This is a genomic window from Trabulsiella odontotermitis, from assembly GCF_030053895.1.
In the GTDB taxonomy this organism is placed as follows: Bacteria; Pseudomonadota; Gammaproteobacteria; order Enterobacterales; family Enterobacteriaceae; genus Trabulsiella; species Trabulsiella odontotermitis_C.
Genome location: NZ_CP125781.1, coordinates 3,079,354 through 3,106,133 on the forward strand (window position 1 = coordinate 3,079,354; position 26,780 = coordinate 3,106,133).

23 protein-coding genes and 1 pseudogene are annotated in these 26,780 nt (G+C 56.2%); 8 read left to right on the plus strand and 16 right to left on the minus strand.

Annotated elements, in window-relative coordinates; genetic code table 11:
* Nucleotides 1–25: 25 nt before the first annotated feature.
* The 9 genes from QMG90_RS14770 to sdhC form a co-directional block, all read right to left on the minus strand.
* On the minus strand, nt 26–1,222 hold the full coding sequence (locus QMG90_RS14770; RefSeq protein WP_283280373.1) for a fimbrial protein: 1,197 nt from the start codon (nt 1,220–1,222) through the stop codon (nt 26–28).
* 274 nt (nt 1,223–1,496) lie between these two features.
* Nucleotides 1,497–2,366, minus strand: coding sequence for a succinate--CoA ligase subunit alpha (sucD, locus tag QMG90_RS14775; protein WP_054179933.1), 870 nt, complete (start codon nt 2,364–2,366; stop codon nt 1,497–1,499).
* Nucleotides 2,366–3,532, minus strand: coding sequence for an ADP-forming succinate--CoA ligase subunit beta (gene sucC, locus QMG90_RS14780; RefSeq protein WP_054179932.1), 1,167 nt, complete (start codon nt 3,530–3,532; stop codon nt 2,366–2,368). The genes sucD and sucC overlap by 1 nt, the downstream gene beginning before the upstream one ends.
* A 117-nt stretch (nt 3,533–3,649) precedes the next feature.
* Nucleotides 3,650–4,876: a 2-oxoglutarate dehydrogenase complex dihydrolipoyllysine-residue succinyltransferase gene (odhB, locus tag QMG90_RS14785; RefSeq protein WP_283280377.1), complete on the minus strand. Its 1,227-nt coding sequence runs from the start codon at nt 4,874–4,876 to the stop codon at nt 3,650–3,652.
* A gap of 14 nt (nt 4,877–4,890) precedes the next feature.
* On the minus strand, nt 4,891–7,698 hold the full coding sequence (sucA, locus tag QMG90_RS14790; protein ID WP_283280379.1) for a 2-oxoglutarate dehydrogenase E1 component: 2,808 nt from the start codon (nt 7,696–7,698) through the stop codon (nt 4,891–4,893).
* Nucleotides 7,699–7,903: 205 nt separating this feature from the next.
* Nucleotides 7,904–8,620 carry a succinate dehydrogenase iron-sulfur subunit SdhB gene (sdhB, locus tag QMG90_RS14795; RefSeq protein ID WP_054179929.1) on the minus strand — a complete coding sequence of 239 codons (717 nt, stop codon included), beginning with the start codon at nt 8,618–8,620 and terminating at the stop codon, nt 7,904–7,906.
* A gap of 15 nt (nt 8,621–8,635) precedes the next feature.
* Nucleotides 8,636–10,402, minus strand: a complete 1,767-nt coding sequence (gene sdhA / locus QMG90_RS14800; RefSeq protein WP_283280381.1) for a succinate dehydrogenase flavoprotein subunit — start codon at nt 10,400–10,402, stop codon at nt 8,636–8,638.
* Nucleotides 10,402–10,749: a succinate dehydrogenase membrane anchor subunit gene (gene sdhD, locus QMG90_RS14805; RefSeq protein ID WP_283280383.1), complete on the minus strand. Its 348-nt coding sequence runs from the start codon at nt 10,747–10,749 to the stop codon at nt 10,402–10,404. The genes sdhA and sdhD overlap by 1 nt, the downstream gene beginning before the upstream one ends.
* The gene (gene sdhC, locus QMG90_RS14810) at nt 10,743–11,147 is read right to left on the minus strand and encodes a succinate dehydrogenase cytochrome b556 subunit (RefSeq protein WP_283283975.1); all 405 of its coding nucleotides are present in this window, start codon (nt 11,145–11,147) and stop codon (nt 10,743–10,745) included. Before sdhC ends, sdhD begins: the two co-directional genes overlap by 7 nt.
* Nucleotides 11,148–11,471: 324 nt before the next feature.
* On the opposite strand from sdhC, the gene QMG90_RS22565 reads away from it, so the two are divergent.
* Nucleotides 11,472–11,579: a hypothetical protein gene (locus tag QMG90_RS22565; protein ID WP_419098689.1), complete on the plus strand. Its 108-nt coding sequence runs from the start codon at nt 11,472–11,474 to the stop codon at nt 11,577–11,579.
* 205 nt (nt 11,580–11,784) lie between these two features.
* Complete coding sequence (locus QMG90_RS14815) at nt 11,785–13,071, plus strand: citrate synthase (protein ID WP_283280384.1); 1,287 nt, start codon at nt 11,785–11,787, stop codon at nt 13,069–13,071.
* A gap of 55 nt (nt 13,072–13,126) precedes the next feature.
* Here the strand turns inward: QMG90_RS14815 and pxpA are convergent, their stop codons facing one another.
* From pxpA to QMG90_RS14850, 7 genes and pseudogenes are all read right to left on the minus strand, one after another.
* Nucleotides 13,127–13,864, minus strand: coding sequence for a 5-oxoprolinase subunit PxpA (gene pxpA / locus QMG90_RS14820; RefSeq protein WP_283280385.1), 738 nt, complete (start codon nt 13,862–13,864; stop codon nt 13,127–13,129).
* Nucleotides 13,854–14,786 (minus strand): 5-oxoprolinase subunit PxpC, encoded by a 933-nt coding sequence (pxpC, locus tag QMG90_RS14825; RefSeq protein ID WP_283280387.1) that lies wholly within the window; start codon nt 14,784–14,786, stop codon nt 13,854–13,856. The genes pxpA and pxpC overlap by 11 nt, the downstream gene beginning before the upstream one ends.
* Entirely contained in the window at nt 14,780–15,436 is a 657-nt protein-coding gene (gene pxpB, locus QMG90_RS14830; protein ID WP_283280388.1) for a 5-oxoprolinase subunit PxpB, read from the minus strand. The genes pxpC and pxpB overlap by 7 nt, the downstream gene beginning before the upstream one ends.
* 12 nt (nt 15,437–15,448) lie before the next feature.
* Complete coding sequence (locus QMG90_RS14835; RefSeq protein ID WP_283280389.1) at nt 15,449–16,192, minus strand: type 2 GTP cyclohydrolase I; 744 nt, start codon at nt 16,190–16,192, stop codon at nt 15,449–15,451.
* A 65-nt stretch (nt 16,193–16,257) separates the two neighbouring features.
* Nucleotides 16,258–17,700 carry a deoxyribodipyrimidine photo-lyase gene (phrB, locus tag QMG90_RS14840; RefSeq protein ID WP_283280391.1) on the minus strand — a complete coding sequence of 481 codons (1,443 nt, stop codon included), beginning with the start codon at nt 17,698–17,700 and terminating at the stop codon, nt 16,258–16,260.
* 12 nt (nt 17,701–17,712) lie between these two features.
* A pseudogene (locus QMG90_RS14845) lies at nt 17,713–18,192 on the minus strand (DUF1722 domain-containing protein); the annotation flags it as partial.
* Nucleotides 18,193–18,286: 94 nt separating this feature from the next.
* Nucleotides 18,287–18,493, minus strand: coding sequence for a YbfA family protein (locus tag QMG90_RS14850; protein ID WP_283280392.1), 207 nt, complete (start codon nt 18,491–18,493; stop codon nt 18,287–18,289).
* Nucleotides 18,494–18,803: 310 nt separating this feature from the next.
* Between QMG90_RS14850 and kdpF the strand changes: the two genes are divergently transcribed.
* From kdpF to kdpE, 6 genes are read left to right on the plus strand one after another with little or no spacing between them, the layout of a single operon-like run.
* Nucleotides 18,804–18,893 (plus strand): K(+)-transporting ATPase subunit F, encoded by a 90-nt coding sequence (kdpF, locus tag QMG90_RS14855; protein WP_081005628.1) that lies wholly within the window; start codon nt 18,804–18,806, stop codon nt 18,891–18,893.
* Nucleotides 18,893–20,572: a potassium-transporting ATPase subunit KdpA gene (gene kdpA / locus QMG90_RS14860; protein WP_283280393.1), complete on the plus strand. Its 1,680-nt coding sequence runs from the start codon at nt 18,893–18,895 to the stop codon at nt 20,570–20,572. The genes kdpF and kdpA overlap by 1 nt, the downstream gene beginning before the upstream one ends.
* 20 nt (nt 20,573–20,592) lie before the next feature.
* Entirely contained in the window at nt 20,593–22,641 is a 2,049-nt protein-coding gene (gene kdpB, locus QMG90_RS14865; protein WP_283280394.1) for a potassium-transporting ATPase subunit KdpB, read from the plus strand.
* Between the two features lie 10 nt (nt 22,642–22,651).
* A complete protein-coding gene (kdpC, locus tag QMG90_RS14870; RefSeq protein WP_283280395.1) occupies nt 22,652–23,227 on the plus strand; it encodes a potassium-transporting ATPase subunit KdpC in 576 nt (191 codons plus the stop codon).
* Between the two features lies 1 nt (nt 23,228).
* Entirely contained in the window at nt 23,229–25,916 is a 2,688-nt protein-coding gene (kdpD, locus tag QMG90_RS14875) for a two-component system sensor histidine kinase KdpD (protein ID WP_283280396.1), read from the plus strand.
* Nucleotides 25,913–26,590, plus strand: a complete 678-nt coding sequence (kdpE, locus tag QMG90_RS14880) for a two-component system response regulator KdpE (protein WP_283280398.1) — start codon at nt 25,913–25,915, stop codon at nt 26,588–26,590. Before kdpD ends, kdpE begins: the two co-directional genes overlap by 4 nt.
* Nucleotides 26,591–26,780 lie beyond the last annotated feature (190 nt).

Here is a 26,780-nt window from a genome sequence, read left to right on the forward strand (position 1 = left end):
GGCTGTGGTGAGCACGGGTGTGATTTCATACAAAATCCATCATGATGGTGGCGGTGCCGTGGTAAGCGCCGGGGGTCACCGCGCCACCGGACGGTAGCAGGTAAACATCGAGTGTGATGTTTTTGCTCATCGCATTGACGGTAGTGGTGTTGCCGAAAGTCCAGGTCAAGGAATTGCTCGAATTGAAGTAGAGATCCTTACCGGCGTTATCATTGGAACCATCCTTGTTTCTGTACTGCGGGTTAACACGTATCGCGACACCCACATGCTGTGAACCGGAAGTCTCGTTGTTGCCCAGCACCAGTCCGTTTTCCAGCACTGGCGTGTTGTTAGTTGCCGTGACCGTCGTTTTTACCTTATTGACTCCGTAACAATTATCCATGTTCAGCGTCAGTTGTTTTACCTGACGGGCGCTATTACGATCGCCAGTGCTACCAGTCACCTCTCCCGAAGCGACAGAGCCAAAATCAACCACACCGTTATCTGACAATGAGTACGCACAGGAAGCGGTAATGGCAACATTCATTGGCTCCGGGTAAAAATTATATATTATTGACTGAGTCGCCGCAGAAGAGCCCGTTTCACTCGCATCGCTGACATTTATTGTAAATTGTGATGGCGTCGTTGACACGACGGTACCTGTCGGAATGCCACGAAACTGATTATTCACTACGGGGATCATAACGCCGCCCTGAATGTAAACGTCTTTCCAGTCGTCCTTATGAACCACGCTGATCGGAGGATACGAATTATTTGTTCTTTCCGTCAGCATAAAAAAAAGCCCCTGAACTGAGCTGCGCACTAATAATCCACCTTTATCGTCATCAATTCCCTTACTCCCGAGATTATAAAGGTTAACGACGGAATTCTCATTGATGGCAATTAGCGAGTTGCCCTTCTCGGGCAGATAACGCACCGTGATTTGAGACTGGGGTTGCCCTAAATTACTGCACGTTTTCATAAATGACTTTGTGTCTGAAACACCCGAAAAGTTATTCCCATAGTCTGGGTTATCCAGCATCAGGTACTGACCGTCACCAAGCGCGCGCAACAACGATGAGTTTAGCGTAAATGAGTTTCTTATTGACGTATTTGCAGTATCCGCCGATTGGATATCCCGCACACAGTTTTGCGGCTCTGAATCATAGCTCACCATATAAGCCCAGCTTTGCCCGCTCCAGAACGATGCAAGCAGGAAAATCAACCAATATTTCCCTTTCATATAACTCCTCATAAAATTATCACTCAGAATTAATATTGTATTTGTATAGTCGGGACTAATGTTAATTCCCGGAAGAATAATACTCTGCTGCGCGGCGTGATAACTTATGATTTCTGAATTTACAATTAAGTTGTACTAATAGGCGATGGTTTGCCTGAATTTATGCTGTCCACGGGTATGAGTATCGAGATATAAAAAAGGCCGCTTCTCAGCGGCCAACCATGTCGAAATCGGACATTAAAGCTCCCCTGCGCCGGGGAGCAGAGAGGATTAATTACTTAATGATGGTCTGCAGCGCTTCGCCGATGTCGGCCAGGCTGCGAACGGTTTTCACACCCGCTGCTTCAAGAGCCGCGAATTTCTCGTCTGCCGTGCCTTTACCACCGGCGATGATGGCGCCAGCGTGACCCATACGCTTGCCTTTCGGCGCGGTAACACCTGCGATGTAACCCACGACCGGTTTGGTCACGTGATCTTTAATGTACGCCGCCGCTTCTTCTTCTGCGCTGCCGCCGATTTCACCGATCATCACGATCGCTTCCGTCTGCGGGTCTTCCTGGAACATCTTCAGGATGTCGATGAAGTTAGAGCCCGGGATCGGGTCACCGCCGATGCCCACACAGGTGGACTGGCCGAAACCGTAATCGGTGGTCTGCTTAACCGCTTCATAGGTCAGCGTACCGGAACGGGAAACGATGCCCACTTTGCCTGGCTGGTGAATGTGACCCGGCATGATGCCGATTTTGCACTGACCCGGCGTGATAACACCCGGGCAGTTCGGGCCAATCATGCGCACGCCCGCTTCATCCAGCTTCACTTTCACGGTCAGCATATCCAGTGTCGGGATGCCTTCGGTAATGGTGATAATCAGTTTGATGCCAGCGTCGATAGCTTCCAGAATGGAGTCTTTGCAGAACGGTGCCGGTACGTAGATAACCGTCGCGGTCGCGCCAGTTGCTTCTACCGCTTCACGCACGGTATTAAACACCGGCAGGCCCAGATGCGTGGTGCCGCCTTTGCCTGGCGTTACGCCGCCAACCATTTGCGTACCGTAGGCAATCGCCTGTTCAGAGTGGAACGTCCCCTGGCTGCCGGTGAAGCCCTGGCAGATAACCTTGGTGTTTTTATCGATTAAAATGGACATTATTTCCCCTCCACTGCGGCAACTACCTGCTGAGCGGCATCGGTCAGACTTTTCGCTGCAATAATATTCAGGCCGCTGTCAGCCAGTTTCTTCGCGCCCAGTTCGGCGTTGTTACCTTCCAGACGCACAACCACCGGAACGTTAACACCAACTTCTTCTACCGCACCCATGATGCCGTCTGCGATCAGGTCGCAACGCACGATGCCGCCGAAGATGTTAACCAGTACCGCTTTAACATTGTCATCGGAGAGGATGATTTTGAATGCTTCGGTTACGCGCTCTTTGGTCGCGCCGCCGCCCACGTCGAGGAAGTTTGCTGGTTCGCCGCCGTGCAGTTTAACGATGTCCATGGTGCCCATTGCCAGGCCCGCGCCGTTAACCATGCAGCCGATGTTGCCATCAAGCGCCACGTAGTTCAGTTCCCACTGTGCCGCCTGCGCTTCACGCGGATCTTCCTGAGACTGGTCGCGCATTTCACGCAGTTCAGACTGGCGGAACAGTGCGTTGCCGTCAGCGCCCAGTTTGCCGTCGAGGCAGATCAAATCGCCCTGCTTCGTGATCACCAGCGGGTTGATTTCGATCAGCGCCAGGTCGCGCTCGAGGAAAATAGTCGCCAGGCCCATGAAAATTTTGGTGAACTGCTGAACCTGTTTGCCTTCCAGACCCAGTTTGAACGCCAGCTCGCGTCCCTGATACGGCATCGGGCCGGCCAGCGGATCGAGCGCCACTTTGTGGATCAGGTGCGGGGTTTCTTCCGCCACTTTTTCGATTTCCACGCCGCCTTCGGTAGAAGCCATGAAGACCACACGGCGAGAGCTACGGTCAACTACCGCGCCCAGATACAGTTCTTTATCGATATCGGTCGCTGCTTCAACCAGGATCTGGTTGACCGGCTGGCCGTTAGCGTCTGTTTGATAAGTCACCAGGCGTTTGCCCAGCCAGTGCTCAGCAAACGCGCGAATTTCTTCTTTGCTCTTAACGACTTTCACACCGCCCGCTTTACCGCGGCCACCAGCGTGAACCTGACATTTCACAACCCACGGACCCGCACCAATTTTAGAGGCGGCTTCTTCAGCTTCACGCGGCGTGGTACAGGCATAGCCCACTGGCGCAGGTAAACCATAGCGGGCAAACAGTTGTTTTGCCTGATATTCATGTAAGTTCATGCGTTCTATCCATTCTTAGTAATGGTTATCATTAAGCCTGTAGTCCGGTCGCTGTTGCGCCGGGTGACGCTCCGCTTACCCGGCCTACAGGGCAGGTGATGCTTTTGACTATGACGACTACACGTCCAGCAGCAGACGAGTCGGATCTTCCAGCAGCTCTTTAATCGCGACCAGGAAGCCTACAGACTCGCGACCGTCGATCAGACGATGATCGTAGGACAGCGCCAGATACATCATTGGCTGAATCACGACCTGACCATTCACCGCCATCGGGCGATCTTTAATGGCGTGCATACCCAGAATCGCGCTCTGCGGTGGGTTGATGATCGGCGTGGACATCAGCGAGCCAAAAACGCCGCCGTTGGTGATGGTGAAGTTACCGCCCGTCAGATCGTCAACGGTCAGTTTGCCGTCACGGCCTTTCACCGCCAGCTCTTTGATGTTTTTCTCGATGTCAGCCATACCCAGCAGATCAACGTCACGCAGAACCGGGGTCACCAGGCCGCGCGGCGTGGAAACCGCCATGCTGACGTCGAAATAGTTGTGATAAACCACATCATCGCCATCAATAGACGCATTCACTTCCGGGAAGCGTTTCAGGGCTTCAACCACCGCTTTCACGTAGAAGGACATAAAGCCCAGACGGATGCCGTGACGTTTTTCGAACGCTTCGCCGTACTGCTTACGCAGATCCATAATCGGCTTCATGTTGACTTCGTTGAAAGTCGTCAGCATGGCGGTGGAGTTTTTCGCTTCCAGCAGACGCTCAGCCACGCGCTTACGCAGACGGGTCATCGGGACGCGTTTTTCGCTGCGGGAACCCAGCGCAGGCTGCGCCGCAGGTGCCGCGGCAGCAGGCGCTGCTTTGCTTTCGGCTTTCGCCGGCGTTTTCGCCAGATGTTTTTCCACATCTTCACGGGTGATACGACCGCCCACACCAGTGCCTTTAATGGCGCTGGCGTCGAGGCTGTGCTCAGCCAGCAGGCGACGGATCGCCGGGCTCAGCGCATCGTTGTTTTGCTCTTCCAGAGACGCCTGCTGGCGCTGCGCCGGAGTAGACTCTTTCGCATCGGATTTGGCACCAGACTCTTTACCAGAGCTGTTGCCTTCACGCAGGCGACCGAGGATTTGACGAGAGGTAACGGTGGTGCCTTCGTCTTCCAGCACTGCATCCAGAATGCCGTCCGTCGACGCCGGTACTTCCAGTACCACTTTGTCAGTTTCGATTTCTACCAGCACTTCATCACGGGTTACCGCATCACCTGGTTTTTTATGCCAGGTCGCAACGGTCGCGTCTGCAACGGATTCAGGCAGGTCGGGAACAAGAATATCTACGCTACTCATTATTTATCCTTTAATTAATCGACGTTCAGCGCGTCATTAACCAGATCTTGCTGTTGTTTCTGGTGAACGGACATATACCCTACCGCCGGAGAGGCGGAGGCCGGGCGACCTGCATAACGCAGAGCGGACCCAAACGGAATCACTTCACGGAAATGATGCTGGCTGCAGTACCAGGCGCCCTGGTTGAGCGGCTCTTCCTGGCACCAGACAAAATCATGTACGTGAGCATATGGTTTCAGCGCGTCCTGCATCGCCTGATGCGGGAACGGATAGAGCTGTTCGATACGCACAATAGCGACATCTTTCTGATCATTTTTGCGGCGCTGTTCCAGCAGGTCGTAATAAACCTTACCAGAGCACATCACCACACGCTTAACGGCTTTCGGATCCAGCTCGTCAATTTCACCAATCGCCGGCTGGAAAGTACCGTTTGCCAGTTCATCCAGCGACGACACGGCCAGCGGGTGACGCAGCAGCGATTTCGGCGACATCACCACCAGCGGACGACGCATACCGCGCAGCGCCTGACGACGCAGCATGTGGTAAACCTGCGCCGGGGTCGACGGGACGCACACCTGCATGTTCTGCTCTGCGCAGAGCTGCAAATAACGTTCCAGACGCGCCGATGAGTGTTCCGGACCCTGCCCTTCATAGCCGTGCGGCAGCAGCATCACCAGACCACACATGCGGCCCCATTTCTGTTCGCCGGAGCTGATGAACTGGTCGATAACCACCTGCGCGCCGTTGGCGAAGTCACCAAACTGCGCTTCCCAGATGGTCAGGGTGCGCGGTTCCGCGGTCGCATAACCGTATTCAAACGCCAGCACCGCCTCTTCAGAAAGCACGGAGTCCCAGACTTTGAACTCGCCCTGCCCGTTATGCACATGCTGCAGCGGGGTGTAGGTTGAGCCGTTGGCCTGGTTGTGGATCACCGCATGGCGGTGGAAGAAGGTGCCGCGACCGGTGTCTTCCCCGGACAAACGCACAGAAACGCCTTCGTCAACCAGTGTAGCGTACGCCAGGTTTTCCGCGCCGCCCCAGTCGAACAGTTTCTCACCGGCGGCCATCGCCTGACGGTCACTGTAGATTTTCGCCACGCGGGACTGCATTTCAATCGCGTCCGGTACGGTGCTGATGCGCTTAGCCAGTTCCTGCACGCGCTTCATTTCCACCTTGTTCGGGTAGCTCTCATCCCACTCGTGGTTGAGGTACGGCGACCAGGTGAAAGAGTGCATGTTCATCGGGCGCCACTCTTCAACCACACATTCACCCGCATCCAGCGCGTCGCGGTACAGATTGACCAACTCGGTCGCATCTTCCAGCGTCGTCACCTTGTCCTGTTCCAGCTTGTCGGCGTAAATCTTACGCGGCGTCGGGTGTTTTTTGATTTTCTGGTACATCAGCGGCTGGGTTGCGCTCGGCTCGTCAGCTTCGTTATGGCCGTGACGGCGGTAGCACACCAGATCGATGAACACATCGCGTTTAAAGGTGTTACGGAAGTCCAGCGCCACACGGGTCACGAACGCCACCGCTTCCGGGTCATCCGCGTTCACATGGAAAATCGGCGCCTGAACCATTTTACCGATGTCGGTGCAGTACGGCGTGGAACGCGCATCCAGCGGGTTAGAGGTGGTGAAGCCCACCTGGTTGTTAATGACGATACGCACGGTACCGCCCACTTCATAACCGCGCGCTTTCGACATGTTCAGGGTTTCCTGAACCACGCCCTGACCGGTCACTGCCGCGTCACCGTGAATGGTGATAGGCAGCACCATGTTGCTGCTCGGATTGTCGAGGCGGTCAAGACGCGCACGGACAGAACCGATAACCACCGGGCTGACGATTTCAAGGTGCGACGGGTTAAACGCCAGCGCCAGGTGAACCAGGCCGCCTTTGGTTTCGAAATCGGAAGAGAAGCCCATGTGGTACTTCACGTCGCCGGTGCCGAGGTGTTCTTTATGTTTACCCGCGAATTCGTCGAACAGATCCTGCGGCTTTTTACCCAGCACGTTAATCAGGACGTTCAGACGACCACGGTGCGCCATGCCCAGCACCACTTCACGGGTGCCGCTGTTGCCAGCGTGGCGAATGAGCTCTTTGAGCATCGGGATAAGGGCATCGCCCCCTTCGAGGGAGAAACGTTTCGCGCCCGGGAACTTGGCGCCCAGATAGCGCTCCAGCCCTTCGGCGGCGGTCAGTTCGCTCAGGAAACGTTTTTTCTCTTCCGCCGAGAAGGAGGCATGACCGACCACGGATTCAATGCGCTGTTGGATCCAGCGTTTTTCTTCCGTGGAGGTAATGTGCATATATTCCGCGCCGATGGAGCCGCAGTAGGTTTGCTTCAGCGCCTCAATCAGGTCGCCGAGCTGCATCGTATCTTTACCGATGGCAAAAGAACCTACGTTAAAGCTTTCCTGGAAATCAGCCTCGGTCAGATCGTGGTATGACGGATCTAAATCCGCAACACGATCCTGTTTCCACAGTCCCAGCGGATCGAGATTCGCATGCTGGTGACCACGGAAGCGATAGGCGTTGATGAGCTGCAGGACTTTGACCTGCTTCACATTGGTGTCAGGGTCGGAAATCGAGGAAGTATAACGTGAGGCATCCTTCGCCAGACGACGGAAATAATCACGTGTTTTGGAATGAAATTGATCGGGTTTGACTCCAGTGCCAGGCAGTTGCTGGAACATAGAACGCCAGTTAGCGTCAACAGAGTCAGGATCGGTTAAGAAGTCTTCATAGAGCTGTTCTATCCAGCTCTGGTTGGCACCAGAGAGGTAAGAAGAGTCCAGCCAGGCTTTCATTGCGCCGTTCTGCATCGTGATCCCTTAAGCATTTAATGCTTATTTCGCCGTAGAAACTACCACATACACCAGGTGCATGTGCCGGGGTTCACTTGCGAGCTCTTGTCTTATGCTGGCTCGCGAAGGAACCTTTAAAAACTGTCAAAAACATGTTCAGGGGCAGTTTTTAGAGGTTTCCTGTTTGCCCGGTAAGCGTAGCGCCACCGGGCAATAACATGACTTACGCACTGCGTTGCAGCAGCATCGACTTAATATGGCCGATAGCGCGCGTCGGGTTCAGCCCCTTAGGACACACACTGACGCAGTTCATGATGCTATGGCAGCGGAATACGCTGAAAGCATCGCTTAACCCTTCCAGACGGCTGTCGGTTTCGGTATCGCGGCTGTCGATCAGGAAACGATACGCTGCCAGCAGACCCGCCGGGCCGATGAACTTGTCCGGGTTCCACCAGAACGACGGACAAGACGTTGAACAACATGCACAAAGAATACACTCGTACAGACCATCGAGTTTTTCACGCTGCTCTGGCGACTGTAAATGCTCGCGAGCCGGTGGATTCTTCTCATTATTCAACAAGTAAGGCTTAATCTTCTCATATTGTGCATAGAATTGCCCCATGTCTACCACCAAATCGCGAACTACCGGCAGCCCTGGCAGAGGACGGATGACAATTTTCTGACCCGGGCGATTGAGCGCCGAAATCGGCGTGATGCATGCCAGGCCATTTTTGCCGTTCATGTTCAGACCGTCGGACCCACAGACCCCTTCACGACAGGAACGACGAAACGACAGTGTCGGATCTTTTTCTTTCAGCTGGATTAACGCATCCAGCAGCATCATATCGCGACCTTCTTCCGCTTCCAGGGTGTAATCCTGCATATGCGGAGCATCATCGATATCCGGGTTATAACGATAAACTGAGAATTCGAGTTTCATTGTCCTGTCTCCGCATTAATAAGTACGAATCTTCGGCGGGAACGCCGGACGCAGTTTCGGCTCCATATTGACGCTACGACGCGTCATGGATTCCGACTCTGGCAGATACAGGGAATGGCACAGCCAGTTTTCGTCATCACGATCCGGGAAGTCGAAGCGGCTATGCGCGCCACGGCTTTCGGTACGGTAGTTAGCAGACTGAGCCGTTGCATAAGCGGTTTCCATCAGGTTATCCAGCTCCAGGCACTCAACGCGCTGGGTGTTGAACTCGCTGGAGGTGTCGTCCAGACGGGCATTTTTCAGACGCTCGCGGATCACTTTCAGTTGCTCAAGCCCTTTGTGCATGGCATCACCTTCGCGGAATACCGAGAAGTTGTGCTGCATACATTCCTGCAGTGCTTTACGGATTTCCACCGGATCTTCACCGCTGCGGGTGTTGTTCCAGCGGTTGAGACGATCGAGAGAGCCTTCAACGTCGGATTCGCTGGCGTCACGTAGTGCGCCCTGCTCAGCAATGGATTCCTGCAGATGCAGACCCGCCGCGCGGCCAAAGACCACCAGATCCAGCAGCGAGTTGCCGCCGAGGCGGTTGGCGCCGTGAACCGATACGCAGGCGATTTCGCCCACCGCGAACAGACCCGGGATCACCACGTCTTCGCCCTTCTCGTTCACGGTCAGCGCCTGGCCGGTCACTTTGGTCGGAATACCGCCCATCATGTAGTGGCAGGTCGGAATCACCGGAATCGGCTCTTTCACCGGATCGACGTGCGCGAAGGTGCGGGACAGTTCGAGGATACCCGGCAGGCGGGATTCCAGAACCTCTTTCCCCAGATGGTCGAGTTTCAGTTTAGCATGCGGACCCCACGGGCCATCGCAGCCGCGACCTTCACGGATTTCGATCATGATGGAACGCGCCACCACGTCACGACCCGCCAGGTCTTTCGCATTTGGCGCATAACGCTCCATAAAGCGCTCGCCATGTTTGTTCAGCAGATAACCACCTTCACCACGGCAACCCTCGGTCACGAGGACGCCCGCGCCGGCGATACCGGTCGGGTGGAACTGCCACATTTCCATATCCTGCACCGGCACGCCAGCGCGGATCGCCATCCCCACGCCATCACCGGTATTGATGTGGGCGTTGGTTGTGGACTGATAGATACGGCCTGCGCCGCCAGTCGCCAGCACGGTGGCGCGGGCTTTGAAGTACACCACTTCACCGGTTTCAATGCACAGCGCGGTACAACCCACCACCGCGCCATCCTGGTTTTTCACCAGATCCAGCGCATACCACTCGGAGAAAATGGTGGTGTGGTTTTTCAGGTTTTGCTGATACAGCGTGTGCAGCAGTGCGTGACCGGTACGGTCAGCCGCCGCTGCGGTACGTGCCGCCTGCTCGCCGCCGAAGTTTTTCGACTGGCCGCCAAACGGACGTTGATAAATTTTACCATCATCCAGACGGGAGAACGGCAGTCCCATGTGCTCGAGCTCCAGAATCGCTTCCGGGCCGGTCTTACACATATATTCAATCGCGTCCTGATCGCCGATGTAGTCTGACCCTTTCACGGTGTCATACATGTGCCATTCCCAGTTATCTTCATGGGTATTACCGAGCGCCACGGTGATGCCACCCTGCGCGGATACGGTATGGGAACGGGTCGGGAACACTTTAGAGAGCAGCGCACAGGTCTGGCCGCTCTGGGAAATTTGCAGCGCAGCGCGCATGCCTGCGCCACCTGCGCCGATAACGACAGCATCAAATTCTCTGACTGGCAGTTTCATTACACACCCCACACCACAACGAATCCATAAATCACGTAAACCACCAGCGCAACCACGATGAGCAGTTGCAGAATCAGGCGTACAGCCAGCGGTTTAACGTAGTCGGTCAACACCTGCCACATGCCGATCCAGGCATGAATCAAGATGGAAAAAAGCGCCAGCAGGGTAAAGACTTTGGTGAACGAGGAAGAGAAGAAACCCGACCAGACTTCCCAGGTCAGCGTGCCGCTCGTCGCGAAAAAGCCAACCATATAAATGATGTAGAGGGTCAGAACGATAGCGGTAGCACGGACCAGGATGAAGTCATGTACGCCGTTGCGTCCTAATGCTGAGGCGTTGCTTACCATACGAGGACTCCTGCGAGAAGTGAAAGCACGACAGTAATAACAAAAGAGATAGTAGCGGAGCGTTTCCCTGCTTCGAGGGTTTCGTCCAGGTAGCCAAAGTCCATCAACAGATGGCGAATACCGACGACAGTATGGTATGCCAGCGCAGTGAGGATGCCCCACATAATGAACTTAACGAAGAAGCTGCTCATAATTGAGCTGGCGACGAGGAAACCTTCTGGAGAAGAGAGGCTGGTGCCCAGCAACCACAGCAGAATACCGACGGCCACGAAGGTGATCACACCGGAGACGCGATGGAGAATGGACGCTATCGCCGTTACAGGAAACCGGATCGTTGCAAGATCCAGATTGACAGGTCTTTGTTTTTTCACATTTCTTACCATGAATAACGCCCACATGCTGTTCTTATTATTCCATCCTCCGGTCTGCGTGCGGGTCAAGCAGCGTCCTTACTATAACTAAGCGTCATGTTAAAACTCCCTTTCAGAAGCAAAAACGACACAAAACAACGCTGGGTGGCTCGGGATTAGCAGGGTGTTCCGGAGACCTGGCGGCAGTATAGGCTGTTCACAAAATCATTACAATTAACCTACATATAGTTTGTCGGGTTTTATGCGGAACAGTGATCAATATCACGATAACAACATTTTTTTAAAATTTAATCAGCTGATTTGACAAATATTAAACATTACTGTTACAACCATCACCAGAAAAGTCATATAATGCGTAAAAGTTATGAGGTCGTGCTTTCACCTGAATATAAGTTATGTAACAGTGTGTCGGTATTGACCGAAGTGATCAGGACAGTTATTAGTGATATACAGGTTTGAATGATACGGACTGCTAAGACCCTGATTTGCTGTTGTTTCGCTGTAAACTAACCGTCTGCCATCCAGCGCCCTTTGCTCTGTACCCTGGTTTCTCCTCTGAAACAGAGCGGCGAGCCAAATAACAATTTTGGTAACGGTTATGAACAGTCTGAATGCGAATCCGGCACCCGGCAGTCTTAAGCAATAAGGCGCTAAGGAGACCGTAATGGCTGATACTAAGGCAAAGCTCACTTTAAACGGTGATATTGCTATCGAACTGGATGTGCTAAAGGGCACGCTCGGTGAAGATGTTATTGATATCCGTAAGTTAGGTTCACAAGGAATGTTTACCTTTGATCCTGGCTTCACCTCTACCGCATCCTGCGAATCCAAAATCACCTTTATTGATGGTGATGAAGGTATCCTGCTGCATCGCGGTTTTCCCATTGATCAGTTAGCAACCGAGTCTAACTATCTGGAAGTGTGTTACATCCTGCTGAACGGCGAAAAACCGACGCAGGCGCAATATGACGAATTCAAAACCACCGTCACCCGCCACACTATGATCCATGAGCAGATCACCCGACTGTTCCATGCATTCCGTCGCGATTCCCATCCGATGGCGGTGATGTGCGGGATTACCGGCGCACTGGCGGCGTTCTATCACGACTCGCTGGATGTGAATAATCCGCGTCATCGCGAAATCGCGGCGTTCCGTCTGCTCTCCAAAATGCCGACGATGGCCGCCATGTGTTACAAATATTCCATCGGTCAGCCGTTTGTTTATCCGCGCAACGATCTCTCCTATGCGGGTAATTTCCTGAATATGATGTTCTCCACACCGTGTGAAACCTATGAAGTTAACCCGGTACTGGAACGTGCGATGGACAGGATCCTCATCCTGCACGCTGACCACGAACAGAACGCGTCAACTTCAACGGTACGTACTGCAGGCTCGTCGGGCGCGAACCCGTTTGCCTGTATCGCGGCAGGTATTGCCTCCCTGTGGGGACCGGCACACGGCGGCGCCAACGAAGCGGCGCTGAAAATGCTGGAAGAGATTAGCTCGGTTGAGCATATTCCGGAATTCGTCCGTCGCGCGAAAGACAAAAACGACTCTTTCCGCCTGATGGGCTTCGGTCATCGTGTTTACAAAAACTACGATCCGCGCGCCACTGTCATGCGTGAAACCTGCCATGAAGTGCTGAAAGAGCTGGGCACCAAAGATGATCTGCTGGAAGTGGCGATGGAGCTGGAAAACATCGCGCTGAACGACCCGTACTTCATCGAGAAGAAACTCTACCCGAACGTCGATTTCTACTCTGGCATTATTCTGAAAGCGATGGGCATTCCGTCTTCCATGTTCACTGTGATCTTCGCCATGGCGCGTACCGTCGGCTGGATTGCGCACTGGAATGAAATGCACACGGAAGGGATGAAAATTGCGCGTCCGCGTCAGCTGTACACCGGCTACGACAAGCGTGAATTTGAGTCCAACGTGAAAAAACGCTAAGCCATTAGCGGTCTGAACACACCGGGGACGCGGCAACGCTCCCCGGTTTTTTATCTCACGCGGCGCTGACCGTAATGCCATGTTCCGCAAATGCCGCCCGCAGACGGCGAGCAAACGCCAGCGCCTGTTCGCCATCGCCATGCAGGCAAACGGTTTGCGCACGCACGGTCGCCCATTCACCGGTGATGCTCTGCACGCGACCGCGCAGCACCATCTCCAGCGTCTGTGCCAGCGCCCTGTCTTCATCAACGATCAGCGCACCTGGCTGCGTACGCGGCACCAGGCTGCCGTCCGCCAGATAACCGCGATCTGCAAACACCTCTTCCTGCGTGGTCAGGTGGTTCCGTTGCCCGGCGCGGATCAATTCGCTGCCAGCGAGCCCGGTCAGAATCAATTGCGCGTCAGCGTCACGCACCGCGCGGGCAATCGCGTCCGCCAGATCTGCCGATTTCGCCGCCTGGTTATACAGCATGCCGTGCGGTTTGACGTGGCGCAGCACACCGCCTTCCGCACGAACAATCGCCCCCAGTGCGCCAATCTGATACAGCGTTTGCGCATACACCGTTTCGGGGGGCAGCGACATCGCTGTACGGCCAAAATTCTCCCGGTCGGGAAAGCTGGGGTGTGCGCCAATCGCCACGCCGTTACGCATCGCTTCCCGCACGGCGGTACGCATCATCACCGCATCACCGGCATGAAATCCGCAGGCGATATTGGCCGAAGAGACCAGTTGCAACAGTTGCGCGTCACTGGCCCCCCCTTCCCCGAGATCGGCATTCAAATCAATGTTCATCGTTAAGCCGCCACGCCAGTTGTTCAAGGTAACGTTGCTGATCGCTGCGCGCTTTCAGCGCTTCTTCCAGCGAACAGGGCACAAAATGCACCGGCTGTCCGAGCGGGATTTGCGCCAGCTGGTACATATCCGCATCAATAATACAGGCGATGCGCGGATAGCCGCCGGTGGTCTGCGCGTCGCTCATCAGCACGATGGGCTGTCCGTTATGCGGCACCTGCACCACGCCCGGCAACAAACCATGCGACAACAACTCCCGCTGCGTCGTGCGCACCAACGGCTGGCCTTTCAGGCGATAGCCCATGCGATTGCTCTGCGGGCTGAGTTGCCACGGCGAGCGCCAGAACGCCTCCTGCGAGGCAGTATCAAACTCATGGTATTCCGGGCCGGGCAGCGCGCGAATGCGGTTGCTGGTCAATAACTGTTTCACCCCCGTCGGCTGGCTAAAGGTGCGCGTTGACGGGCAAATCGCCAGCCGATCACCATCCGCCAGCCTGCGCCCTTCCAGACCGCCGATCCCCACTTTCAGATCGGTGCTGCGGGAACCCATCACTTCCGGCACGTCAAAACCGCCAGCCACCGCCAGATAGCTGCGAATACCATGCAGCGGGCGTTTCAGCACCAGTTGCTGTCCGGCGAACGCCTGCTGTCGCCAGCCGCTCCATACCGGTTTTCCGTCGAGCTGCGCTTCACACCCTGCCCCGGTTAACGCAAACCAGTTGTCGCGTTCAAACTCCACGGTTATCTGCCCGAGAGTAATTTCAATCGCCGCCGCATTCGGCGGATTTCCCACCAGCAGATTGGCGGTGATAAGCGCCGGTTTATCCAGCGCACCGCAGTGGCTGACGCCGGACTGACGCAGGCCATAACGGCCCGTATCCTGAATGGAGGCATACAGTCCGGCACGGATAATTTTCAGCATACGCCCTCCCGCTGCGGGATAAAGCGCACGACATCGCCGGGGCGCAACAGCGCAGGCTCAGCACGCGCCGGGTCAAACAGCCGCAGCGCAGTATGACCGATGAGCTGCCAGCCACCCGGCGTATCCAGCGGATAAATGCCTGTCTGCGCGCCGCCGATCCCTACCGTTCCGGCGGGTACGCTCAGGCGCGGCTCTCCCCGGCGCGGAGTGATGAGGGGTTCCGGCAGCCCACCGAGGTACGGAAACCCCGGCTGAAAACCGAGAAACCACACCACGTATTCTACCGAGGCGTGCAGCTCAACAACCTGCTTTTCAGTGAGCCCGCAGTGCTGCGCCACCACGCCGAGATCCGGTCCGACATTTTTGCCATACACCACCGGGATTTCAACGTAGCGGGAGTCCGGCTGCAGCGCCTCGCTCTCTTCCCACCAGCGCTGAAGGCGCTCAATGGCGTCCAGCGCCAGCGACTGCGGATTTCGCAACACCACGGTGATGTTATTCATTCCCGGAATGGCTTCCACCACGTCGGGTTGATCCGCCAGACGCTGGGTCAGCCGCCAGATCCGCTTCTGGCTCTCCAGCGTCACTGGCGGCTCCAGCTCCAGCACGACGGCAGTTTCACCCAACAGATAACAACGCGCTCGCTGCACTTTTCTCTCCACTCAGGCAGGATTCGGGATATCGATAAAGGTAACATCCAGATCGGTGGTCTCGTTCAGCCACTCGCTGAGCGCACGGATCCCACCGCGTTCGGTCGCGTGATGACCGGCGGCATAGAAATGCAGCCCCTGCTCACGCGCCGAGTGAATGGTTTGCTCGGACACTTCACCGGTAATAAACGCATCAACGCCAAAGCGGGCTGCGCTGTCGATGAATCCCTGACCGCCACCGGTACACCAGGCGATGCGCATGATTTTATCCGGCCCGGTATCCCCACTCCATAGTGGTTTGCGACCAAGGCGGGCTTCAATCCACGAAGCCAGTTCGGGGCCAGGTACCGCCATAGAGAGTTCTCCCCATGGCACCAGCGGCTCGACTTCACCCATGATGTTAATCCCCAGCAGTCCCGCAAGCTGGGCGTTGTTGCCGAGCTCCGGGTGCGCATCCAGCGGCAGATGCCAGCCATACAGATTGATATCGTTTTCCAGCAACGTTTTCAGGCGACGGCGCTTCATGCCGCTGATCACCGGTGATTCCCCTTTCCAGAAATAACCGTGATGCACGATGACCGCATCCGCCCGCAGACGAACGGCTTCATCCAGCAGCGCCTGGCTTGCCGTGACGCCAGTGACAATCCGGCTGACTGTCTCGCGCCCTTCCACTTGCAGACCGTTAGGTGCGTAATCGCTGAACGCCCCGCTGTTAAGCTTTTCGTTAATCAGTTGCTCAAGCTCGGTGTTTTTCATCGTTACTCCTCTATCCACAAAACGATCCAAAATAAAAAAGGTTTCACAGGCACACCATAGCGATCTCAGTCGTCCGCGACAACGGCCCGCGTCCCCTTTCTGGCGGCATCGTACGCCGCAAGCGTCGCTTCGCGTGCCCGTTTGTGATCGACTACCGGGCGAGGATAATCAAGTACTACCTGTGTTTTTTCCGCCCATTGCCACGGCGTATGGATTGATGCCGTCGGTACCGCCGCCAGTTCAGGGATCCAGCGGCGAATAAATTCACCAGCTTTATCAAATTTCTCGCCCTGGGTGGTGGGGTTAAAAATGCGAAAATACGGTGCGGCATCCGTACCCGTAGAGGCCGCCCACTGCCAGCCGCCGTTGTTTGCCGCCAGATCGCCGTCGATCAGCTGTGACATAAAATAGCGTTCCCCTTCCCGCCAGTCGATCAGCAGGTCTTTCACCAGAAAACTGGCGACGATCATCCGTAAGCGGTTATGCATCCAGCCCGTCGCATTGAGCTGACGCATGGCCGCATCGACGATTGGATATCCGGTCTCGCCGTTCTGCCATGCGGTGAGTGTCGCGTCTGGTTTTTTCCACTGTACGCGGTCCGTCCAGTCGATAAACGGCTGGTGTTTACATAACTGAGGATAACGGGTAATCAGATGACGGTAGAACTCCCGCCAGATCAGCTCATTCAGCCAGACCGATCCCCTTCCCCCTTCCAGCGCGTCCGGGTGCGTTTTCAACAGGCGATGCAGGCACTGGCGCGGCGATAACACCCCCAGCGTCAGGCAGGCGGAAAGCCGGCTGGTGCCATCGATGGCCGGGAAATCGCGATCGACCTCGTAACGCGCCAGCGCCTGCTGGCAAAAAAGGCGCAACCGCGCCAGGGCACTTTGCTCGTCGGCGGGAAACGCGTCAGCATCAAACGGCTGCTGCGGGTAATCTACGTTCACCGGCGACAGTGCCTCATTAAGCGCCCCACGCTGCCTGACCGCCGGAGCGTGATGACATAGCGGAAGTTCGTCGCGCAGACGGCGCAAAAAAGCGTTTTTGAACGGCGTAAACACTTTGTACATTTCGTGATTGCCAGTGGTGACGCTGCCGGGCGCGAGCAATACGCTGTCATCAAAGCCCTGACAGATTACCTTTTCCAGCGCGCGCTCCACCGCGGCATCCCGCTGGCGCTCGTTAATTTCATACTGATAATTGTAGAAAAGCGCACTGACGTCGTACGCGGCACACACGTCCTGAATCACCGTGACGCTATCGGCAAAGGTGTCAGCTGATTTTACTATCAGCGGAATGCCCCTCTCCGCCAGCGCCTGCTGCAGCGCGTTCAGATGGCTGACCAGAAACGCGGCCTGCCGTGGCGCCATTTGATGTTGTCGCCACTGCGCCGGTGTGGCGATATACAGCGCCAGAACGCTGGCATCCTGATTGCGGCAGGCCGCAGTGAGCGCCAGATTGTCATGCACGCGCAAATCCGCGCGAAACCAGACCAGATGAGTGGTCATACTGCTCCCGATTTAATGTTCGTCGTATAAAGACCAGAACTCAAAATAGCGCTGGCTGCTCAGGTAAGCGTCAGGAAATTCAGACATATAGTGTTGGATGAGGGTGACGGGCGCAAGCAGCGGTTGCGTTCCCTGCCGGTAGTCGTCAATCACCGTGGCCAGTGCCTGGCGCTGCGACGAACTGAGATACGGGCGAAAATACCCCTGCACATGCATCAGCACGTTGGTGTGATTGTTGCGGGTGGCGGGTTGGGACAGGAGATCGCTCAGACGCTGAAGGTACTCACGATAAAAATCCTCCAGCGAAGACCAGCGCGCGATCTCCGCCATAAAACGCCCGAGCTCTCGATACGCTGGCTGTGAATGCGCCAGAAGTACCAGCTTATAGCGGCTATGAAAGGCCACCAGCGCGCCGCGCGTTAATCCCTGTTCCCTGAGTTCGTTAAGCTCCTGAAGCGCATAAGTACGCGCATAAAAATTCTCACACATAGCGGCTCCCTTTCAGTGGTTACCCTAAGTGTAAACCGGGAGATAAAAAAAGCCGCCACCTGAGGTGACGGCTTTTGCATTGCTGTGTGTATCTTCGTTAGTAAAAATCGCAGGTCACTTTTTCGGCCTGGTCCATCCACACCGGTTTATCGCTGGTTTTAGACCAGACGCGATGCAGATAGCTATAAAAACGGGCACGGTCTTTCCAGAACAGCATGACCGGCAGCGCAACAATCCCCGCCACCACGGCGAAAGTGCGACGCAGAAAAATAACAGGTGCTGGATACTCTTTGTAAAGATCCATGATTCTCTCCCCTTTGGCTGGCCGGTAATGTTCACCGGTAAATGGGCTAAATGATGTCTGGCTAAAATAGTACCGCTTTGCCTGTAATTTTACTACTCATCCGACCACTTTTTTTAGCGTGTTTAGCCTTTATTTACATTATTTCTGTAAATAAGTTACGTAAAAGTTAAATTAATACTAACCATTAGTTAAATTGTGGCTTTAGGCCATTTTTATACTTTTTTTACATCCGCCACCGCGATTTTTGCGACATCTTTGCGCCGCGATTTCTACCATCCGGGTAATAACTCAAAGCCCCCGGAGGTGGATTGTGACTACAGGTGTAATAGCCGGCGTTGTGCTGGTTTTCCTGTTACTGGCGTATCTGGTGTATGCCTTGATTAATGCGGAGGCATTCTGATGGCCGCTCAGGGATTTTTACTGATTGCCGGTTTTTTACTGGTGCTGTTCATACTGTCGCGCCCGCTCGGGACGCTGCTTGCGCGCATGATTAACGATACCCCGCTGCCGGGTGTTGCTGGTGTGGAACGCGGGATCTGGCGACTTCTCGGCATTCGCCCACAGGAGATGGGCTGGCGCCAGTATCTGATGGCGCTGTTGCTGCTCAATATCTTTGGCCTGGTGGTTCTGTTCGTTCTGCTGATGTGTCAGGGCGTGCTGCCGCTGAACCCGCAAAACCTGCCGGGTCTGTCCTGGCATCTGGCGCTGAACACCGCAGTCAGCTTTGTAACCAACACCAACTGGCAGTCCTACTCTGGTGAAACCACCATGAGTTATCTGAGCCAGATGGCGGGGCTGACAGTACAGAACTTTCTCTCTGCCGCCACCGGTATCGCGGTGATCTTCGCCCTGACGCGTGCGTTTGCCCGTCGTAGCGCCACCACGCTCGGTAACGCCTGGGTGGATTTAACCCGCATTACGCTATGGGTGTTGTTGCCGCTGTCGCTTGTTATCGCGCTGTTTTTTATCCAGCAGGGCGCGCTGCAAAACCTCCTGCCATACCAGCCATTCACCTCGCTTGAAGGGGCAAAACAACTGCTGCCGATGGGGCCGGTCGCCTCGCAGGAAGCGATAAAAATGCTGGGCACCAACGGTGGCGGCTTCTTTAACGCTAACTCATCGCACCCGTTCGAAAACCCCACGGCGCTGACTAACTTTGTACAAATGCTGGCGATTTTCCTGATCCCCGCCGCGCTGTGCTTCGCCTTTGGCGATGCTGTCGGCGATCGGGGTCAGGGGCGCACCCTGCTGTGGGCGATGTCGATCATTTTCGTCGTTGCCGTGGCAGTGGTGATGTGGGCGGAAACACAGGGCAACCCGCACCTGATGGCGCTGGGCGCGGACAGCAATATCAATATGGAAGGCAAAGAGAGTCGCTTTGGCATCCTCGCCAGCAGCCTGTTTGCGGTAATAACCACTGCGGCCTCTTGTGGAGCGGTGAACGCGATGCACGACTCCTTTACCGCATTGGGCGGCATGGTGCCGATGTGGCTGATGCAGATTGGTGAAGTGGTGTTCGGCGGTGTCGGCTCCGGGCTGTACGGCATGCTGCTGTTTGTGCTGCTGGCGGTGTTTATCGCCGGGCTGATGATCGGCCGCACGCCGGAATACCTCGGTAAAAAAATCGACGTGCGCGAAATGAAAATGACCGCGCTGGCGATTCTGGTCACGCCGACGCTGGTCCTGCTCGGTACGGCGCTGGCGATGATGACCGACGCCGGACGCAGCGGCATGCTCAACCCTGGCACGCACGGTTTCAGCGAAGTGTTGTACGCCGTCTCCTCTGCGGCCAACAACAATGGCAGCGCCTTTGCCGGTCTGAGCGCCAACACACCATTCTGGAACTGCCTGCTGGCCTTCTGCATGTTCTTCGGACGTTTTGCCATCATCGTGCCGGTCATGGCGATTGCCGGTTCGCTGGTGACGAAAAAAATACAACCTGCCAGCACCGGGACGCTGCCGACGCACGGCGCACTTTTCGTGGGGTTGCTGATCGGCACCGTTTTATTAGTCGGCGCGCTGACCTTCATTCCCGCGCTGGCGCTGGGGCCGGTCGCTGAACATCTCTCGTTATTTTAAGTCGTACGGAGCCTTATTTTATGAGTCGCAAACCCATGGCCCTGTTTGAACCCTCGCTGGTCCGCCAGGCGCTGATCGATTCTGTTAAAAAACTAAGTCCTGACATTCAGTGGCGCAATCCTGTGATGTTTATCGTCTGGATCGGCAGCGTACTGACGACCGTGCTGGCGATCGCCATGGCCACCGGTCACCTCACCGGCGATGCCTTCTTTACCGGCGCTGTCAGCCTGTGGTTGTGGTTTACCGTGCTGTTCGCCAACTTTGCGGAAGCGATGGCGGAAGGCCGCAGCAAGGCGCAGGCCAACAGCCTGCGTGGCGTGAAGAAAACGGCGTTCGCCCGTAAGCTGCGCGCGCCGCACCATGGCGCTCAGGTTGATCACGTTCCGGCGGACGAGTTACGTAAAGGCGACGTGGTACTGGTCGAGGCCGGGGATATTATCCCCTGCGATGGCGAAGTGATCGAAGGCGGCGCGTCCGTTGACGAGAGCGCCATCACCGGGGAATCGGCGCCAGTGATCCGCGAATCCGGCGGCGACTTCGCCTCGGTGACCGGCGGCACGCGCATTCTTTCCGACTGGCTGGTGGTGCAGTGCAGCGTTAACCCGGGCGAAACCTTCCTCGACAGAATGATCGCCATGGTTGAAGGCGCCCAGCGTCGCAAAACGCCGAACGAGATCGCGCTGACCATTTTGCTGGTGGCGCTGACCATCGTCTTCCTGCTGGCGACCGCCACTATCTGGCCCTTCTCCACCTGGGGCGGCGCGGCGGTCAGCGTGACCGTGCTGGTGGCGCTGCTGGTGTGTCTGATCCCGACCACCATCGGCGGTCTGCTGTCGGCGATTGGCGTCGCCGGGATGAGCCGGATGCTCGGTGCGAATGTGATAGCTACCAGCGGTCGCGCCGTGGAAGCCGCCGGTGACGTCGACGTTCTGTTGCTGGATAAAACCGGCACCATTACCCTCGGCAACCGTCAGGCTTCTGATTTTCTGCCCACCAGAGGCACCGATGAACGCACGCTGGCCGATGCCGCGCAACTGGCGTCGCTGGCGGATGAGACACCAGAAGGCCGCAGCATTGTGGTGCTCGCCAAACAGCGCTTTAACCTGCGCGAGCGCGACGTGCAACAACTGCATGCCACGTTCGTGCCCTTCACCGCCCAGACGCGGATGAGCGGCATTAACATCGACAACCGGATGATCCGCAAAGGCTCTGTTGATGCGATTCGCCGCCACGTTGAAGCCAACAACGGCCACTTCCCGGCGGACGTTGACCAACTGGTGGAAAGTGTCGCACGCCAGGGCGCCACACCGCTGGTGGTGGTGGAAGGCGCGAATGTCCTCGGCGTTATCGCCCTGAAAGACATCGTAAAAGGCGGCATTAAAGAGCGTTTTGCCCAGTTGCGCAAAATGGGTATTAAAACGGTGATGATCACCGGCGACAACCGGCTGACGGCTGCCGCTATCGCTGCCGAAGCCGGGGTGGATGATTTCCTCGCCGAAGCCACGCCGGAGGCCAAGCTGGCGCTGATTCGCCAGTATCAGGCGGAAGGACGACTGGTAGCGATGACCGGTGACGGCACCAACGATGCGCCAGCGCTGGCACAGGCCGATGTGGCGGTGGCGATGAACTCCGGGACTCAGGCGGCGAAAGAAGCGGGCAACATGGTGGATCTCGACTCCAACCCCACCAAGCTGATTGAAGTCGTACACATCGGGAAACAGATGCTGATGACCCGCGGTTCGTTAACCACATTCAGTATTGCCAACGACGTGGCGAAATACTTCGCCATTATTCCGGCAGCATTCGCGGTAACGTATCCGCAACTGGGCGTGCTGAACGTGATGCATCTGCACTCTCCGGCGTCGGCGATTTTAAGCGCGGTGATCTTTAACGCGCTGATCATCGTGTTCCTGATCCCGCTGGCGCTGAAAGGGGTGAGTTACAAGCCGCTGACCGCCTCAGCGATGCTGCGCCGTAACCTGTGGATTTACGGCCTCGGCGGCCTGCTGGTGCCGTTTGTTGGCATCAAAATTATCGATCTTCTGTTAACCCTGCTGGGTCTGGTGTGAGGAAATAACCATGTCATTAATACGACCGGCTTTTGTTTTACTGATTTTTCTGACGCTGGTCACTGGCGGACTCTACCCGCTGCTGACCACCGCCCTGGGTCAGTGGTGGTTTCAGGATCAGGCCACCGGTTCATTGATCCGTCAGGGTGATGCTCTGCGCGGCTCGCGTCTGATTGGTCAGAATTTCACCTCGCCGGGCTATTTCCACGGGCGTCCGTCCGCCACGGCAGAGACACCTGATAACCCGATGGCCTCTGGCGGCAGCAATCTGGCGGTCAGCAACCCGGCACAGGATAGCGCCATCGCCGACCGCGTTAAGGCACTGCGTCTCGCCAACCCGAACGCCGCAGCTCAGGTACCGGTAGAACTGGTCACCGCCTCCGCCAGCGGGCTGGACAGCCAGCTCACCCCTGAAGCGGTACTGTGGCAGGTACCGCGTGTCGCTCACGCGCGTCACCTTTCCGCAGAGCAAATCACGAAACTGGTGAGGAGCATGACCGAAGAACCGCCGGTCGGCGTTCTGGGGCAATCTGTGGTAAATATTAATGAGCTGAATATGGCACTGGATGCCCTGAAGGAAGAGTGAAATGACCGAAGAGCCGCTGCGCCCGGATCCCGACCGGTTACTGGAACAGACCGCCTCCCCCCATCGCGGTAAGCTGAAGATCTTCTTTGGCGCCTGCGCCGGGGTGGGGAAAACCTATGCCATGCTGGCAGAGGCGCAACGACTGCGGGCGCAGGGGCTGGACATTTTAACTGGCGTCGTGGAAACCCACGGCCGCAAAGAAACCGCGGCTATGCTGACAGGACTGGCGACGCAACCGTTAAAGCGCATCGCTTACCGCGGGCGCTATGTCCTTGAATTCGATCTTGACGCCGCCCTTGCGCGGCGTCCGGCGTTAATTCTGATGGATGAACTGGCTCACAGTAACGCGCCGGGCTCCCGTCATCCGAAACGCTGGCAGGATGTAGAAGAGCTGCTGGAAGCCGGTATCGACGTCTTTACCACTGTTAATGTTCAGCATCTGGAAAGCCTCAACGATGTGGTCAGCGGCGTGACCGGCATTCAGGTGCGCGAAACGGTGCCTGACCCGTTCTTTGATGCCGCCGATGAAGTGGTGCTGGTCGACTTACCGCCGGACGATCTGCGTCAGCGCCTGAATGAAGGCAAAGTGTATATCGGTGGTCAGGCGGAACGGGCGATTGAAAATTTCTTTCGCAAAGGCAACCTGATTGCCCTGCGCGAGCTGGCGCTGCGCCGTACCGCCGATCGCGTCGACGATCAAATGCGTGCCTGGCGCGACAGACAAGGGCAGGAAAAAGTCTGGCACACCCGCGACGCCATCCTGCTGTGCATCGGCCATAACACCGGCAGCGAAAAACTGGTGCGCACCGCGGCGCGGCTGGCGGCGAAACTTGGCAGCGTCTGGCATGCAGTGTATGTCGAAACCCCTGCCCTGCACCGTCTGCCGGAAGAGCAGCGGCGGGCGATCCTCAGCGCGCTAACGCTGGCGCAAGAGCTGGGAGCGGAAACCGCTACACTTTCTGATCCTTCTGAAGACCGCGCCGTACTGCGCTACGCCCGCGAGCATAATCTTGGCAAAATCGTTATTGGCCGCTACAGCAAACGCCGCTGGTTTAACCGTAGCGGTTTTGCCGACCGGCTCGCCGCCCATGCGCCGGATCTGGATCTGATGGTCGTGGCGCTGGACGAAAAGCCCGCGAATCTGCCGTCTCGCGCCAGCGATACCCGCCCCTGGCGGGAGAAATGGCGGGTACAGCTGCGCGGTTGCGCGGTGGCGGTGGCCCTCTGCGCCATTATCACGCTGGTGGCGTCGCAGTGGCTGACAGCGTTTGATGCCACGAACCTGGTGATGATTTACCTGCTGGGCGTGGTGCTCGTCGCCCTGTTTTTCGGTCGCTGGCCCTCGGTGCTGGCGACTGTCATCAACGTCATGAGCTTTGACATCTTCTTTGTAGCGCCCAGGGGCACGCTGGCAGTCTCGGATGTGCAGTACCTGCTGACCTTCGGCGTGATGCTGACCGTCGGGCTGGTGATCGGTAACCTGACGGCGGGCGTTCGCTATCAGGCACGCATCGCCCGTTATCGCGAACAGCGCACCCGTCATTTGTATGAGATGTCGAAAGCGCTCGCCGTTGGTCGTAGCGTGACGGACATCGCCGTCACCAGCGAGCAATTTATTCAGTCCACTTTTGATGCCCGCAGCCAGGTGCTGCTGCCGGATGCGAACGGAAAAATCGTCCCACTGACGCAGCAACAGGGCATGACGCCATGGGACAGCGCCATCGCACGCTGGAGCTTTGACAAAGGGCAGCCTGCCGGGGCCGGTACCGATACCCTGCCCGGCGTGCCGTATCAGATTTTACCGCTCATCAGCGCCGACAAAACTCACGGGCTGGTCGTGGTCGAGCCGAGCAATCTGCGCCAATTGATGATCCCGGAACAGCAACGTCTGCTGGAGACCTTTACCCTGCTGGTGGCAAACGCGCTGGAGCGGCTGGCGCTGACCGCCAGCGAAGAGCAGGCCCGCCTCGCCAGCGAGCGCGAAAGTATTCGCAACTCGCTGCTGGCGGCGTTGTCGCACGATTTACGCACCCCGCTGACGGTGCTGTTTGGTCAGGCGGAGATCCTGACGCTGGATCTCGCCAGTGAAGGTTCAAAACATGCGCCGCAGGCTAATGAAATCCGCCAGCATGTGCTGAACACCACCCGGCTGGTAAACAACCTGCTCGACATGGCGCGCATCCAGTCCGGCGGCTTTAACCTGCGCAAAGAGTGGCTGACGCTGGAAGAAGTGGTCGGCAGTGCGCTAAAAACGCTGGAACCGGGTCTCGGCGGGCGTCATATCAACCTTTCCCTACCCGATCCGCTGATGCTGGTTCACGTCGACGGGTCGCTGTTTGAGCGCGTACTGATTAACCTGCTGGAAAACGCAGTCAAATATGCCGGGCATCATGCACACATCGGTATTACGGCAAAAACCGACAATGACAAGTTGCTGTTGGACGTTTGGGACGATGGCCCTGGTATTCCCGAGGGTCAGGAGAAGGCCATTTTTGGCAAGTTTGCCCGCGGCACGAAAGAGTCTGCGATCCCCGGCGTCGGGCTCGGACTGGCTATCTGCCAGGCGATTGTCGAGGTGCATGGTGGCACCATTTCAGCGTGGAACCGCCCTGAAGGTGGTGCCTGTTTCCGTGTTACACTTCCACTGGAGTCCCCTCCCGAACTGGACGATTTTCAGGAAGAACTGTGATTAACGTACTCATTGTTGAAGATGAACAGGCTATCCGTCGCTTTCTGCGCACCGCGCTGGAAGCCGAGAACATGCGCGTATTTGAGGCTGACACTTTACAGCGTGGTCTGATTGAAGCAGCAACCCGCAAGCCGGATCTGGTGATCCTCGATCTCGGCCTGCCGGATGGTGACGGTATCGACTTTATCCGTGACCTGCGCCAGTGGAGTCAGATCCCGGTGATTGTCTTGTCAGCCAGGGTGGAAGAGACGGACAAAATCGCTGCGCTGGATGCCGGAGCCGATGATTATCTCAGTAAGCCGTTTGGCGTCGGGGAATTGCAGGCGCGTCTGCGCGTGGCGCTGCGTCGTCATGCCGGGGGGCAACAGAGCGAGCCGTTGATTCACTTTGCCGATGTCGAGGTTGATCTGGTCTCACGGCATATTGTTCGGGGCAGCGAAGAAATTCATCTCACCCCGATTGAGTTTCGTTTGCTTGCGGTTTTACTCAATAACCCGGGAAAAGTACTGACCCAGCGCCAGCTGTTAAATCAGGTCTGGGGACCAAATGCGATTGAACATAGCCATTATTTGCGTATTTATATGGGTCACCTGAGACAGAAACTGGAAGCCGATCCCGCGCGGCCACAGCATTTATTGACAGAAACCGGGATTGGCTACCGCTTTATATTTTGAATAACTATTCATTTTAATCAGCACCTGTCTTAGTTTTTATTTATTTCTAAATTAACACACCGCTCAAATTAAATTTTGTCGCGGTGAGTTACTATATTAAATAGATAAAAGAACAATCCATTTACAAAAAAGTCACAATACAGCAGATTGACCTGCGATATGCATAAGTAGTGACTAATTATTTCTGCAA

Bases quoted from the DNA above. Each gene is read 5' to 3' on its own strand.
- QMG90_RS14850 (WP_283280392.1), bottom strand. From the start codon at position 18,493: ATGGATCTTTACAAAGAGTATCCAGCACCTGTTATTTTTCTGCGTCGC.
- kdpD (WP_283280396.1), top strand. From the start codon at position 23,229: ATGACCGAAGAGCCGCTGCGCCCGGATCCCGACCGGTTACTGGAACAG.
- sdhC (WP_283283975.1), bottom strand. From the start codon at position 11,147: ATGTGGGCGTTATTCATGGTAAGAAATGTGAAAAAACAAAGACCTGTC.
- QMG90_RS22565 (WP_419098689.1), top strand. From the start codon at position 11,472: ATGCGTAAAAGTTATGAGGTCGTGCTTTCACCTGAATATAAGTTATGT.
- odhB (WP_283280377.1), bottom strand. From the start codon at position 4,876: ATGAGTAGCGTAGATATTCTTGTTCCCGACCTGCCTGAATCCGTTGCA.
- kdpB (WP_283280394.1), top strand. From the start codon at position 20,593: ATGAGTCGCAAACCCATGGCCCTGTTTGAACCCTCGCTGGTCCGCCAG.
- kdpC (WP_283280395.1), top strand. From the start codon at position 22,652: ATGTCATTAATACGACCGGCTTTTGTTTTACTGATTTTTCTGACGCTG.
- QMG90_RS14835 (WP_283280389.1), bottom strand. From the start codon at position 16,192: ATGAAAAACACCGAGCTTGAGCAACTGATTAACGAAAAGCTTAACAGC.
- sucD (WP_054179933.1), bottom strand. From the start codon at position 2,366: ATGTCCATTTTAATCGATAAAAACACCAAGGTTATCTGCCAGGGCTTC.
- QMG90_RS14770 (WP_283280373.1), bottom strand. From the start codon at position 1,222: ATGAAAGGGAAATATTGGTTGATTTTCCTGCTTGCATCGTTCTGGAGC.
- sucC (WP_054179932.1), bottom strand. From the start codon at position 3,532: ATGAACTTACATGAATATCAGGCAAAACAACTGTTTGCCCGCTATGGT.
- sdhA (WP_283280381.1), bottom strand. From the start codon at position 10,402: ATGAAACTGCCAGTCAGAGAATTTGATGCTGTCGTTATCGGCGCAGGT.
- pxpC (WP_283280387.1), bottom strand. From the start codon at position 14,786: ATGCTGAAAATTATCCGTGCCGGACTGTATGCCTCCATTCAGGATACG.
- sucA (WP_283280379.1), bottom strand. From the start codon at position 7,698: ATGCAGAACGGCGCAATGAAAGCCTGGCTGGACTCTTCTTACCTCTCT.
- QMG90_RS14815 (WP_283280384.1), top strand. From the start codon at position 11,785: ATGGCTGATACTAAGGCAAAGCTCACTTTAAACGGTGATATTGCTATC.
- sdhD (WP_283280383.1), bottom strand. From the start codon at position 10,749: ATGGTAAGCAACGCCTCAGCATTAGGACGCAACGGCGTACATGACTTC.
- pxpA (WP_283280385.1), bottom strand. From the start codon at position 13,864: ATGAACATTGATTTGAATGCCGATCTCGGGGAAGGGGGGGCCAGTGAC.
- phrB (WP_283280391.1), bottom strand. From the start codon at position 17,700: ATGACCACTCATCTGGTCTGGTTTCGCGCGGATTTGCGCGTGCATGAC.
- sdhB (WP_054179929.1), bottom strand. From the start codon at position 8,620: ATGAAACTCGAATTCTCAGTTTATCGTTATAACCCGGATATCGATGAT.
- kdpA (WP_283280393.1), top strand. From the start codon at position 18,893: ATGGCCGCTCAGGGATTTTTACTGATTGCCGGTTTTTTACTGGTGCTG.